Genomic DNA, 12,614 nt, shown 5'->3' on the forward strand with positions numbered 1-12,614 from the left:
TCAGTAGTTCTTGAACAGCAGCGCCCGCACGTCGTCCTTCGTGCGGGCCGTTTCGACGTCGCCGTCAGGTAGCACCACCTCGTACCGCGCGTCGCCCTCCCCCTCGCGCCACTTGTCGTCGTGAGTGTCGAGCAGGCTCATCATGGCGTCGAGTTGGCTGGAACCGGCGTCGTCGCTCTCTTCTGTGTCGTCGCTCTCTCCCTTTTCAGTGTCGTCGCTGTCGCCCTTTTCAGTGTCGTCGCTCTCTCCCTTTTCAGTGTCGTCGCTGTCGCCCTTTTCAGTGTCGTCGCCGTCGGCGTCGATTTCGCTCGCGGCCGCGAGATCGACATCGACCAGCGAAAACGGGTCGTCCGCCAGCGCTTCGGCCGCGTCGAGGATAGCGTCGATCAGCTCCGCTTTCGTCATGTCGCTCCGGCCGGAGACGTCGAACGCGGCGGCGATCGCGTACAGGTCCATCTCGTCGGCGTCGTCGGGGTCGCCGTGCCGACGGTTTCGCGCGCCGAGCCGCTCGCGGGCGGCGTCTCGGTCGAATGCCGGGACTGCGTCCGCGCCCGCGGCGGCGGCCGCACCGTCAGCCTCGGCGTCTGCGGGCTCGACCGGGTCGGGCGCGAGAACCGCGGGATCGGCGGCCAGTTCGGGGTCGTCGACGGCGTCGGCGAGGTCCAAGAGGTACGCGAGCGCGTCCTCCGTATCGACGGAGGCGTAGGGGCCAGCGTGGGCCGCCGCCAGCGCCTCGCGAAGCGATTCGATCCGGTCTCGGTGGCCGTCAGTGATGTCGAGCGTGGGCATGGGTCAGTTGTGGTCCGTCAGTCGCGGGCCGTCAGTCGCGGGCCTCTTGGAACCGCGCGAACGCGTCTTCCCAGCTCTCGACGAGTCGCGGCTCGCCGGAGTGGTCGGCCTCGACGCCGGCGTAGCCGCAGTCGTCGCAGGCGACCGCCGTCGCTCCGGCGAGCGCGAAGGTGGACAGCGCCGAGCCGCAGCGCGGGCACTCGGATGACACGGGTATCACGTGGAGGGTAGACGCGAGCCCTCAAAAGCGACGGGGGTATTCGCGAGTAGGACTCAACCGGCCGCGACGTCGGAACAGCCGGACCGCTCAGGCGACGTTCCGCTCCGCGAGCGACTCGCCTCGCTCGAACCGCCCGCGGTCGAGCCCCGAGATATCGACGGGCGAGGACCGCCCGTCGAACAGGAGGTCGGCGACGACCTGTCCGGTCGCAGGCGCGTGTTGGAATCCGTGCCCGGAGAACCCGGCGGCCGTCACGAGCCCGGGTCGCGACGTCTCGATAATCGGGTGGTGGTCGGGCGTGACCGCGTACAGCCCCGCCCAGCCGCGCCTGATCCGCGTGTCCGGTCCGAAGTACGCGGCGTAGTCGGCCGCGCGCTCGACGGCCGCGGCCGCCCAGTCGATGTCCATCCCCTCGTCGAACGCGTCGGGATCGGCCGGTTCCTCGGTGTCACGGCCCTCCGCGAAGTGACCCCCGACGAGAGCGATCTCGTCTCGCTCCGGCCGGAAGTACGACCCCGTGTCGAGGTCGATCGTGAGCGGCGACGACTCGGGGATCGGCGACGACGGCTCGACGACCGCGATCTGGCGCCGTCGGGGTACGATCGGGAGATCGACGCCCGCGAGCGCACCGACCCGCGGGGCCCACGCGCCGGCCGCGTTGACCACGGCGTCCGCTTCGTGCCGCTCGGTGCCCGCCTCCGTCTCGCGCCGCTCGGCGCCCGCGTCCGTCCGCGCCTCCACGCCGACGACTCGGTCTCCCTCGCGGTGGACGTCGGTGACGGCGACGCCCGTCCTGAGGTCGACACCCAGGTCGCGGGCGGCCGCGGCGTATCCCTGCACGGCGAGGTTCGGGTCCGCGACGCCGTCGTCGGCGTTGTACGTCGCCGCGACGAACGGGTCGGGGTCGATTCCCGGACACCGGTCGGCGGCCTCGGCGGGCGTGAGGTACTCGGTCTCCGCGCCGCAATTGCGCTGGACCCGAACGCTCTCGCGGAACCGGTCGGCGGTGGCCTCGGTCCGGGCGAGCAGGAGATAGCCGTTCTTGCGCAGCCCGATATCGACCCCGAACGTATCCGCGAAGTCGTCCCAGACGACCTTGCTGGCGAGCGACAGTTCGACGTTCACGCGGGTCGAGAACTGCGAGCGGATCCCGCCTGCCGCCCGTGCCGTGCTCCCGCCGCCGAGCGACCCCTTTTCGAGGAGGGTCACATCTGCGCCGCGCTCGGCGGCCGCGTGAGCCGCCGACAGGCCGACGATTCCGCCCCCGACGACGATCACGTCCATGCGGCCCCATCGCCCCGACAGCTAATAAGTCCCGGACGCGACTGTCCGGTCGGATATGGTACTCGTACTCGACGAGGCGGCCGTCGAGCGCAGCCTCGATCTGGCGTCGCTCGTCGACGTCGTCGGCGACGCGCTCGTCAGGCAGGCGGCGGGCGCGGTCGAGCGACCGGACCGACCGCACTTTCCGGTGGGGGCCGGTCTCGACGGCGACTCGCCGCTCGGGACCGGGATCGCGATGCCCGCGTACGTCCACGGCGCCGAGCGGTACGCGACGAAACTCGTCGGCGTCCACGAGGGGAACGCGGCCCGCGGGCTCCCGACCGTCAACGCGCAGATCGTTCTCACCGACGCCCGAACCGGCGTCCCCGACGCGTTCATGGCCGGTACCGCCGTCACGAACGCCCGGACGGGGTGTATCGGCGCGCTCGCGGCCCGCGAACTGGCTCCCGATCGGCTCACGCTCGGGGTCATCGGCGCCGGCGCGCAGGCCCGCTGGCAGACGCGCGCCGTCGCGACGGTCGCCGCGCTCGCGGACGTGCGGATCTACTCGCCGAGCGACTCGAAGGCGGCGTGCGCGGCCGACCTCTCCGACGAGGGAATCCCCGCGCGAGCCGTCGACACGCCGACCGACGCGGTCTCCGAAGCCGACGTGGTCGTCACCGCGACGACCGCCACGCAGCCGGTGTTCCCGCCGGACGCGCTCGCCGACGGGGCGGTCGTCGTCGCGGTCGGGGCGTTCACGCCGGAGATGCGGGAGCTCGCTCCCGCCGTGCTCGCCCGGTCCGAGACCGTGTTCGCGGACGTGCCGTCGGAGGTCGTCGAGACCGGGGACTTTTCGGATGTCGACCTCGGCGCGAACGACCTCGTGCCGCTCGGCGATCTCGCGAGCGGGGGCTACGAGCGCCGGTCTCCCGACGCGATCGTCAGCGTCGTCAGCGTCGGCTCTGCGGTCCTGGACGCGGCGGCCGGTGCGGCAGTGTACGAAGCCGCCGTCGCGCGCGACGAGGGGACGGAGATCGCGCTGTAGCTACGCCCCCTGCTCTCACCCGCGCCCCGGTCACTCCCGCCGAACGGCGATGTCGGAGTAGCCGCAGGCGTCACACGAGAGCGTCTCTCGCGCCCCAAACGTGTACGCCGAGAGCCGCGCCTCGCAGCGCGGGCACGCGTCGCCGGCGGCGAGCGACGGGCTGTGCCGCACGTCGGCGACGACGAGTCGAATGCGGAGCTCGTTGGCGGCGGATTCGTCGACCGCGCCGCCCCAGATCACGTTCGCCGCCTCACCGATCCGCCCGCGGACGGCGCCGACGGCATCTGTCGCGGCGGCGATGCTGGTGACCGGATCGACGACGACGTCGACGAGCACCGCGCTCGCCGCGGTCGGGTCGACGCTCTCGGGCAGCCCCGCGAACGCCGCGTCGACCGCCCCCGCCGGATCGTCGCGGGAGGCGGTTCCGGTCCCCAGCGCGGAGACTCCGGTCGAGAGGACTGTCTGCGCGTCGGTCAAATCGAGATTGACGAATCCGGGCGCCTGTACGATAGCGAGGAAATCGACGACGGCGGTGATAACCGGGTCCGTCGCGGTCGGCTCGTCACTCTCGTCTCCGCCCGCGAGCAGCACGGCGTCGACGCGATCGGCGACCGCGGACAGGTCGGCCTGCGTCGCTGCGCACCCCGGAACGACCGCGACGGTGAACGCGTCCAGACCGGCGAGGTCGGCGAGCGTTCGACAGGTGTCGCTGTCGAGGGTCAGGCCTACCGCGGGGTCGACGGCGACTACGACGGCTGCGGGTGCGACGGTCTCACGCGACGCGTTTCTCGTTAGCCCGCCGCTCGCCGCCTCCTCAGTCAGGTCGGGCGCCATGACGAGCCGGGCGTTCGGGAGGTCGTTCGCGTCGAGCGCCTCGGCGTACGCGCCGAGCCCGCAGACGACGACGGAACCCGTGAGGGCGTCGGCCGCACGCCGCAGGTCGTCTCGACGCTCCATCTCAGACGGCTCTATCGTCTCCGACGACAAACGTGTTCGCACTCGGCGGTCGATCGCAACGCGTAGGTTCGGCCGATCGCTACCTCGTCGTATGGACGACGACCGCTTCCAGAACACGGGCCAACCGGACTGGGACTGGTGGGGCCGCATCTGGCCCACACCGGGAGCGACGCTCCGCCGCCTCGGGCTCTCGTCCGGCGATCGGGTCGCAGAGATCGGATGCGGCAACGGGTACTTCGCGCTACCCGCCGCGCGGATCGTCGACCCGGCGACGGTCTACGCGATCGATCTCGACGAATCGCTCCTCGCAGAGCTCGACACGCTCGCCGCCGCACAGGCGATCGGCAACGTCGTCACCGTCCGCGGCGACGCCCGCGAGCTCGCTGCCCACCTGCCCGAGCCCGTCGATTTCGCGCTTCTCGCGAACGCGTTCCACGGGATCGACGACCGGGAGAGATTCGTCTCGGGGGTCGCCGACGCGCTCTCCGCCGACGGCCGGTTCGTCGTCGTGAACTGGCGCGCCCGCCCGCGCGAGGAGACGACGATTGGCGGCGAGCCGCGGGGGCCACCCACCGATCTCCGGCTCTCTGCCGGGGAGACCCGGAAGGCGGTCGAGGACGCGAGCGACCTGCGGCTCGCGCGCGAGGTCGACCTCCCGCCGTTCCACTACGGGCTCGTCTTCGAGGCCGGTCGGTCGTAGCCTGAGCGACGCCGCGTTCGATCGGTCGCGATCGGAGCGACGCCAAGACCGGTCGTGACGCGCTTCCGAACACATGCGGGCGCTTTTTGCCGACCCGCCCCTCACTCGGCGTATGACCATCGACCCGACGGATATCGCGGAACTCATTGAGACGGAGATCCCCGACGCCGTCGCCCGCGTGACGGCGCCGCGGATCCACGACGACGAGGACGAAGACGCGCACTTCGCGGCGTGGGTCGTCTCCCCCGCCTTCGAGGGTGAGTCGCTCGTGAACCAGCACCAGCGCGTGTACGACGCGGTCGGCGACCACATGACTCGGTCCGTCCACGCGCTCGAAATCAAGACGTACACGCCACAAGAGTACGTCGAGCACGGCGACGGGACCCTCGACGACGAGCTCCGCGAGGCGGGGCTGTTCCCGGTCGACGGGGAGTGAGGCGGATACCATGAACCACGAGAGGCCGGGAGCGTGACTGGGGGACTGACACCGTGAACCACGTCGTCACGCTCGCGCTGATCGGCGCGATCGCGTGGGGGTTCTGGGCGCTGTTCGCGGACGTCGCGACGCGGTCGATGGCACCGGAGGCCGCGATGGTCGTGTCCTACACGGTCGCGATCGGCGTCGCCGGACTATACATCCTCTATCAGGGAACTCCGATGTTGGGGAGCGATCCGACGGCGATCGGTATCGCCGCGCTCGCGGGCGTCGCCTCCGGGATCGGTGCCGTCGCGTACTACGCCGCGCTGCAGGCGGGTGCCGCCGGGATCGCGACGACGATCACGGCGATGTACTTCGTCGTCGCCGCCGTCCTCGGCGTCGTCCTCCTCGGCGATTCGCTGGCCGTCAGCGACGTGGCCGGGATCGTTGCCGCTGTCGCCGCAGTCGCACTGATCGCGTACTGATCGGAAGCGAAATTTAATCCCGCTCCTCCGCAAACAGCGGACGATGCGTCTCTCTCCCGCCCTACTGGCGAAACTGAAGGACGCGTCGTGGCCGGTCGTCGCACTCGTCGCCGCCGTGTTTCTCGGCGTACAGTTCCTCCGTGGAGAGGCGTTCGCCTCGGGCTTCGGGTGGGTATTAGTCGTGTTCCTCGGGATGACGCTCGCGTTCGTCGGACTCGCGGGATGGGTCGCGAACCGGGAGTGAGCGGTCGCTCACCCGCTCGCGCCTGTTCCGGCGAAGCGGTACGCATTCGATACCTTTTATTCGCCCTCGCGGGGAAGCGTCGATCATGGGTGACGACTACCGCACTGAAGAGGACAGCCTCGGCGAGATGCAGGTGCCGGCGGACGCGTACTGGGGCGCACAGACCCAGCGCGCCGTCGAGAACTTCCCGATCTCGGGGATCCCGATGAGCCGTCGGTTCATCCGCGCGCTCGGCGTGGTGAAGAAGGGAGCCGCGCAGGCGAACCGAGAACTCGGGCTGATCGAGGACGACACCGCGGAGGCGATCGTCGCTGCCGCGGACGAGGTGATCGCCGGCGAGCACGACGACCAGTTCCCGGTCGACGTGTTCCAGACCGGCTCCGGCACCTCCTCGAACATGAACGCCAACGAGGTGATCGCGAACCGCGCCGCGGAGATCGCGGGCGCGGAGATCGGCGATCGGGTCGTCCACCCGAACGACCACGTCAACTACGGGCAGTCGTCGAACGACGTGATCCCGACGGCGATGCACGTCGCCGCGCTCGAAGCGGTCGAGAAGGACCTCGTCCCGGCGCTCGAAACCCTCCGCGACGAGTTGGAAGCGAAGGAGACCGAGTTCGACGGCGTCGTCAAGACCGGTCGCACGCACCTCCAAGACGCGACGCCGATCCGACTCGGTCAGGAGTTCAGCGGCTACCGAACGCAGGCCGCGAAGGGGATCGAACGCGTCACGGCCGTGCAGTCGAACCTCCGCGAGCTCGCGCTGGGCGGCACCGCGGTCGGGACCGGGCTCAACACCCACCCCGAGTTCCCGGAGCTCGCCGCGGAGTACATCTCCGACGAGACCGGGACGGAGTTCCGCGAGGCCGACAACCACTTCGAGGCGCAGGCCGCCCACGACGCGATGGCGGAGGCGCACGGGGCGCTCCGCACCGTCGCGGGCAGTCTCAACAAGATGGCGAACGACCTGCGTCTGCTCGCGTCCGGCCCCCGAAACGGGCTGGGGGAGATCGAACAGCCGGAGAACCAGCCCGGCTCCTCGATCATGCCCGGCAAGATCAACCCGGTCGTCGCCGAGTCCGTCAACCAGGTCCACAAGCAGGTCGTCGGCAACGACGCCGCGGTCGCGGCGGGCGGCGCCCGCGGCGAGCTCGACCTGAACCTATATAAGCCGGTTCTCGCGCACAACTTCCTCGAATCCGCCGAGCTGCTCGCGAACGTCTCCACGGCCTTCGGCGAGCGCTTCGTCGCGAAGCTCGAGGCCAACGAGGAGTACTGCGAGACCCGCGTCGAGCAGTCGATGGCGCTCGCGACCGCGCTGAACCCCGCGATCGGCTACGACAAGGCGTCGAAGGTCGCGAAGCAGGCGCTGAAAGAAAACAAGAGCGTCCGGGAAGTCGCCGTCGAAGAGGGGTACCTCACCGAGGAGGAGGCCGACGAGGTGCTCGACCCCGAAGCGATGACCCACCGCGTCATCCTCGGCGACGACTGAGCGGCTCGTACTCGGGCCTTGCTCGGCGACCGCTCGCCGATCTGTCATATCGAATCGCCGATTCGGCTCACGGCCGATCCCGGTCAGTCGAGATCGAGGTCGACGTCGTGCAGGAGTCCGGCCGCCTTCACCGTGTTATAAAGGAGCATCGCGCGCGTCATCGGGCCGACGCCGCCGGGGACGGGGGTGATCGCGCCCGCGACGCCTTTCGCCGACTCGTACTCGACGTCGCCGACCAGCTCGTACCCCTTTTCGGTGTCCGCCTCGACGCGGTTGATCCCCACGTCGATCACGGTCGCGCCCGGCTTTAGGGCCGAGCCGTCGATGAACTCCGGGATCCCGACCGCGGCGATGACGATGTCGGCGTCGGCGAGCTTCCCCGCGAGGTCTGTGGTCCGCGAGTGACAGACCGTCGTCGTCGCGTTGCCGAGCGGCCCCTTTTGAATGAGCAGGTTCGCCATCGGCTTCCCGACGATGTCCGAGCGGCCGACGACGACCGCGTCCGCGCCCTCGGTCTCCACGTCGTACGCCGCCAGTAACTTCTGGACGCCGTGGGGCGTGCAGGGTTTAAACCGGGCGTCGCCGGCGACCAATCGCCCGACGTTCTCCGGGTGGAACCCGTCGACGTCCTTCTCCGGCGCGATCTGCCGAAGCACGCTTCGCTTGTCGACGTGGTCCGGAACCGGCAGCTGCACTAAGATCCCGTGGACGTCCTCGCGGGCGTTCAGCTCGTCGATGGCGTCGTACAGCTCCGCGGCGGGGGCGTCGGCGTCGATTTCGACGTGAATGCCCTCGATACCGACCTCCTCGCAGTCGCGCTGTTTCATCGAGACGTACGTCTCGCTCGCGGGGTCGTCGCTCATCAGCACGGTGGCGAGTCCGGGCGTCACGCCGGCGTTTTCCAGCGTGTCGACGTGCGCCGAGACCGATTCTCGCACGTCGGCCGCGACGGCGTCGCCGTCGATGATCTCCGTTCCCTCAGTGGTCTCCGTCATGTCTCATCCGAGACGGAGCCGACATAAAAATGACGCGGGATCGTGGTTATCTCAGAGTAAAAACGCGGTTATCTGTACATGATACTGGATCAGTTATTCGGCTGGGCCTCGTCGGCTGCGCTGGCAGCGTCGGCCACGCGAACCACGCTGGCCACGCCAGCCACGCGAGCCACGCCGTCGTCAACTACTCCGGGAACAGCTCCTCCTCGCGTTCGACCGCGTCGATCGCGGCGGTCTCCGCGGGAGAAAGCTCTAGATCGGCGGCCGCGAGGTTCGCGCGGAGGTGGCGCTCGCTCGACGCCTTCGGGATCGTCACGACCGACTCTTTCGCGGTCGCCCACGCGATCGCGACCGCCTCGGGCGTCGTGTCGTGGGCTTCGGCCGCGTCTACCACGGCGTCGATCTCTCCCACGCGTCCGCCGGCGAGCGGCGAGTACGCGACCACCGTGTACCCGTGTTCGCGAGCGTGATCGAGGAGCTCCGGTTTATAAAACAGCGGATGCAACTCGGTCTGGTGGGCCGCGAGCGGCGCGTCGAGGACGTCGAGCGCCCGGTCGAGGTCGTCGATCGCGAAGTTCGAGACGCCGACTCGGTCCACGAGGCCGTCGACGACGAGCCGATCCAGCGCCGGCAGCGTCGTCTCCGGGTCGTACGCGCCGCGCGGCCGGTGGACGTAGAGGAGATCGAGCGTCTCGACGCCGAGCAGGTCGGCGCTCTCGCGGGCCGTCGGCCGCACGTCGTCGGCGCCGAGGTCGTCGATCCAGAGCTTCGTGGCGACGGTCACGTCCTCACGCGACACGTCGTACTCGTCCAGACCGGCGGCGAGTCCGTCGCCGACGACCCCCTCGTTGTCGTAGATCCGCGCGGTGTCGAGGTGGCGGTAGCCGACGCCGAGCGCGGTCGCGATCGGCTCGGGGTCGTCGATTCCCATCGTCCCGAGACCGACGGACGGAAGATCCATGTTCTGCCCTCGATCCGACGGGGGTAAAACCGTGCGGTGTTCCGAGTGACTCTTCGGGTTCTTACATCGTGACGGTATTTTTATACGTGTCCCGCGAACGCTCAGATGACCCTCCATGTCCGCTTCGGCACCCGCCAGCGACCGACTCGCACCGGCCCGCCCTCCGAGCGTCTCGTCGTTCCGACGGAGGCACTCTCCCCCGACGGACCGCCGATGACCGACGAGCACACGTGGGCGTTCCGGACGGCCTCCGGTTCGGTCCGCGTCGCGCCGAGCGAGCTCCGCGTTCACTACGGTGTCGTTGGGACGTTCACCGGGAGCGCCGCGGCGCTCGCGGCTGGGCGGTTTCCGCCGGTCGTTCGCCGCGCGGGCTGGCCCGCCACCGCGGCGCTCATGGCGCTGATCACCGTCGCGATGGAGTGGTCGTGGAACGACGGGGCGACAGTCGGGCTGTTCCTCGGCCTCTTCGGTCTCGTCACGGTCCTCGGAACCGGCGTCGTCTCCGCGGTTCGCCGCCGGATAGACGGGATTCCGCTGCGAGACGTCGAGCACGCGACCTTCGAGGACGGCACGGTCGTCGTCACGTATCGAGACGAGTCGGACGGCGACACGAAGTCGCTGACGCTGCGCCCGCGCGACGGGACGGCGCGGGCCGACGCCGCGCTCGCGCTCCGGCTTCGGGGGGTCGAACTCCGCGGCGCTGCGGACGACGAGGCGGTCTCCCGCACGGTGGTCGACGCGCCGGAAACCGAACTCGTTCGGTAGCTCTCGGCCCACAGCGACGAGAGACGTTCTCGTCCCGGAGCGGCGAAACAGCGAGACCGTCAGATCGAACCTTCCGCGTCGGCCGGCGCTCGTCGACAGATACTCACGAGGTCGTGGAGATCGTCTATCTCATAAGTCGGTTGACAGGACAGCTCGGCGGACCGGCGATGCGGACGCCGGACGAACGCCGAGTCGATGCCGGCGTTGTCGGCGGCGTGGACGTCGGACTCGTTGTCACCGACGAACACGGCCGTCTCCGCCCCTAAGTCCTCCAGTGCGCGCTCGATGTAATAGGGAGAGGGCTTCTTGCGCGAGAGGCTCGCGATCGAGGGCTCGCGGCCGTACGCAACTGCGAACTGTCCGGCGAGGCCGAAGTGATCGAGCACCGCGTCGACGGTGGCCTGCTGGTTCGAGGAGACGACGCCGAGCGACGCGTCGAGGTGGCGGAGCGCGTCGACGTCGTCGTACGGCGTCTTCTGGCCCTTCCGCGCGGCGGCGACCTGCGCGGCCGTCGCGGTCTCGTCGCGGACTCGCCAGAACTCGGTCGGATCTATCCCGTAGCGCTCGCAGATGTCGGCGAGGGTCGCCGGATCGACGCCGACGGCGACGTCGTCGACGTGGGCCAGATCCGGGTCGTCGACGCCGAGGCTCACGAAGGCGTCCCAAGCGGCCTCCCTGAGGGTGTCAAACGAGGTCCGTCCGACGAGCACCCCGTCGTTGTCGAAGACGACGGCGTCGTACATGGCTGTTAATCGGTTGGTAACCGGCAAAAAGCTTTCACTGGGCAGTAGTGGATCGCGGGTGGCCCCAGCGAGACCCCGAAACGAGCGTAGCCTGCCCCGTAAACGAGCGTAGCCTGCCCCGTAAACGGGCGTAGCCTGCCTCGTAAACGCGTACATCGTGGCCGCCGGAACACCCTTCCACAGTCTGCCATAACTCCCGCACTTTCAATACCCGGCGTGACCAACCTAGAGACTGGACCATGAACATTGTTGATATTGCGGTGCCGGAATACGTCGAAGTAGACGCCGACGAGCGACTCGCGAAGGTCCGGTCCATCTTCGAGCGGGAGAACCCGAAGGGGATCATCGTCATGGAAGACGGCGAGTACGCCGGCGTAGTCGGTGAGAAACAGCTTATGCGGTCGCGAATGGAAGACGACACCAAGGTGTCCGTGGTCATGAAGCCGGCGCCGTCGGTCGACCGTCACGAGGACGTTCGCGAGACGGCTCGGCTCCTCGTCGAGGGCGACGTGAAGATCGCACCCGTCTACGAGGGAGAGAAACTGTACGGCATCGTCACCGTCGACCAGATCCTCGAGGCGGTTCTCGACAGCCTCGACGCGATCACGGTCGGACAGGTCGCGACGGAAGACGTGATCGGCATCAACGAGAAAGAGAGCGTCGGTCGCGCCATCAACCGTCTCCGCGAGAACGGCATCTCGCGGCTACCGGTCCTCAACGAGGACGGTCGGCTCGTCGGCGTCGTCACCACCAACGACATCGTCGAGTTCGTCGTCCGCGACCAGGAACGACAGGGGAGCGGCGACCGCGCGGGCGACATCGACCGGATGCTCGACATCCCCGTCTACGACATCATGTCGAGTCCGGTCGTCACCGCGACCGCCGACGAGACCGCCCAAGAAGTCGTCCAGCGGATGTTCGACAACGACGTCTCCGGGCTCGTCGTCACTCCCGGGGGCGTCGAGAGCGTCGCCGGGATGGTGACGAAGACCGACGTGCTCCGCGCGCTCACGTTCACCGAGCAGGAGTCGATGGACGTCCAGATCACCAACGTCGACCTCCTCGACACGACCTCCCGCGCCCACATCGTCGAATCCATCGAGCAGGTCGCGGAGAAGTACGCGGACATGCACGTCATCCACGCGCACGTTCGCCTCCACGCGCACAAGGAGAAGCTCCGCGGTACGCCCCTGATCCAGTGTCAGATCCGCCTCCGAACCAACGAAGGACAGGTCGGCGGGTCGGGTGAGGGGTACGGCGCCGAACACGCCTTCCACGTCGCGCTCGACAAGCTGGAGCGGAACGTCCTCGAAATCAAGGGCGTCAACGCCGACGAGGAGTACCGCGGCCAGCTGCTCCGTAAGCTCGGCCAGCTGTAGGCCGAGAGAAGCCGCCGTCTCGGTCGCTTCTGCGTCTCTCCGTTTCGATCGGAGTCGATGGGTCTGTTCGTCTCCGTCGTTCTGCGTTCGTCTTCACTGGGCTCAGGCAGATCCCCAACAGGATCCCCCCACTGGGACGAGATCTCCAATGCTAT

General features: G+C 68.9%; 15 protein-coding genes. 8 read left to right on the plus strand and 7 right to left on the minus strand.

Annotated features, from left to right (window positions below):
- From ACNSN4_RS14795 to ACNSN4_RS14805, 3 genes are all read right to left on the minus strand, one after another.
- Positions 1-789 carry a Rho termination factor N-terminal domain-containing protein gene (locus ACNSN4_RS14795; protein ID WP_418286611.1) on the minus strand — a complete coding sequence of 263 codons (789 nt, stop codon included), beginning with the start codon at positions 787-789 and terminating at the stop codon, positions 1-3.
- Between the two features lie 31 nt (positions 790-820).
- Positions 821-1,000, minus strand: coding sequence for a zf-TFIIB domain-containing protein (locus tag ACNSN4_RS14800; protein WP_418286612.1), 180 nt, complete (start codon positions 998-1,000; stop codon positions 821-823).
- 96 nt (positions 1,001-1,096) lie between these two features.
- Complete coding sequence (locus tag ACNSN4_RS14805; protein ID WP_418286613.1) at positions 1,097-2,293, minus strand: NAD(P)/FAD-dependent oxidoreductase; 1,197 nt, start codon at positions 2,291-2,293, stop codon at positions 1,097-1,099.
- Positions 2,294-2,348: 55 nt separating this feature from the next.
- Between ACNSN4_RS14805 and ACNSN4_RS14810 the strand changes: the two genes are divergently transcribed.
- The gene (locus tag ACNSN4_RS14810) at positions 2,349-3,320 is read left to right on the plus strand and encodes an ornithine cyclodeaminase family protein (protein WP_418286614.1); all 972 of its coding nucleotides are present in this window, start codon (positions 2,349-2,351) and stop codon (positions 3,318-3,320) included.
- Between the two features lie 30 nt (positions 3,321-3,350).
- On the opposite strand, the gene ACNSN4_RS14815 is transcribed toward ACNSN4_RS14810, so the two are convergent.
- Positions 3,351-4,277 (minus strand): hypothetical protein, encoded by a 927-nt coding sequence (locus tag ACNSN4_RS14815; RefSeq protein WP_418286615.1) that lies wholly within the window; start codon positions 4,275-4,277, stop codon positions 3,351-3,353.
- Between the two features lie 91 nt (positions 4,278-4,368).
- On the opposite strand from ACNSN4_RS14815, the gene ACNSN4_RS14820 reads away from it, so the two are divergent.
- From ACNSN4_RS14820 to ACNSN4_RS14840, 5 genes are all read left to right on the plus strand, one after another.
- Positions 4,369-4,977, plus strand: a complete 609-nt coding sequence (locus tag ACNSN4_RS14820; RefSeq protein ID WP_418286616.1) for a class I SAM-dependent methyltransferase — start codon at positions 4,369-4,371, stop codon at positions 4,975-4,977.
- 112 nt (positions 4,978-5,089) lie between these two features.
- Positions 5,090-5,413 (plus strand): BolA family protein, encoded by a 324-nt coding sequence (locus ACNSN4_RS14825; RefSeq protein WP_418286617.1) that lies wholly within the window; start codon positions 5,090-5,092, stop codon positions 5,411-5,413.
- Positions 5,414-5,466: 53 nt separating this feature from the next.
- Positions 5,467-5,880, plus strand: a complete 414-nt coding sequence (locus ACNSN4_RS14830; protein ID WP_418286618.1) for an EamA family transporter — start codon at positions 5,467-5,469, stop codon at positions 5,878-5,880.
- A 43-nt stretch (positions 5,881-5,923) separates the two neighbouring features.
- A complete protein-coding gene (locus tag ACNSN4_RS14835) occupies positions 5,924-6,124 on the plus strand; it encodes a hypothetical protein (RefSeq protein ID WP_418286619.1) in 201 nt (66 codons plus the stop codon).
- Positions 6,125-6,209: 85 nt separating this feature from the next.
- On the plus strand, positions 6,210-7,616 hold the full coding sequence (locus ACNSN4_RS14840) for a class II fumarate hydratase (protein WP_418286620.1): 1,407 nt from the start codon (positions 6,210-6,212) through the stop codon (positions 7,614-7,616).
- An 83-nt stretch (positions 7,617-7,699) separates the two neighbouring features.
- Here ACNSN4_RS14840 and ACNSN4_RS14845 read toward each other — a convergent pair whose 3' ends face one another.
- Entirely contained in the window at positions 7,700-8,611 is a 912-nt protein-coding gene (locus ACNSN4_RS14845) for a bifunctional methylenetetrahydrofolate dehydrogenase/methenyltetrahydrofolate cyclohydrolase (RefSeq protein WP_418286621.1), read from the minus strand.
- 184 nt (positions 8,612-8,795) lie between these two features.
- Positions 8,796-9,572: an aldo/keto reductase gene (locus ACNSN4_RS14850; protein WP_418286622.1), complete on the minus strand. Its 777-nt coding sequence runs from the start codon at positions 9,570-9,572 to the stop codon at positions 8,796-8,798.
- A gap of 105 nt (positions 9,573-9,677) precedes the next feature.
- Here ACNSN4_RS14850 and ACNSN4_RS14855 point away from each other — a divergent pair, with 105 nt between their 5' ends.
- Positions 9,678-10,337: a hypothetical protein gene (locus ACNSN4_RS14855; RefSeq protein WP_418286623.1), complete on the plus strand. Its 660-nt coding sequence runs from the start codon at positions 9,678-9,680 to the stop codon at positions 10,335-10,337.
- A gap of 59 nt (positions 10,338-10,396) precedes the next feature.
- On the opposite strand, the gene ACNSN4_RS14860 is transcribed toward ACNSN4_RS14855, so the two are convergent.
- Positions 10,397-11,080, minus strand: a complete 684-nt coding sequence (locus ACNSN4_RS14860; protein ID WP_418286624.1) for an HAD family hydrolase — start codon at positions 11,078-11,080, stop codon at positions 10,397-10,399.
- 239 nt (positions 11,081-11,319) lie between these two features.
- Here ACNSN4_RS14860 and ACNSN4_RS14865 point away from each other — a divergent pair, with 239 nt between their 5' ends.
- Positions 11,320-12,459 carry a CBS domain-containing protein gene (locus ACNSN4_RS14865; protein ID WP_418286625.1) on the plus strand — a complete coding sequence of 380 codons (1,140 nt, stop codon included), beginning with the start codon at positions 11,320-11,322 and terminating at the stop codon, positions 12,457-12,459.
- The last annotated feature ends 155 nt before the right edge of the window (positions 12,460-12,614 follow it).

The organism is Halorubrum marinum (genome assembly GCF_048381195.1).
In the GTDB taxonomy this organism is placed as follows: Archaea; Halobacteriota; Halobacteria; order Halobacteriales; family Haloferacaceae; genus Halorubrum.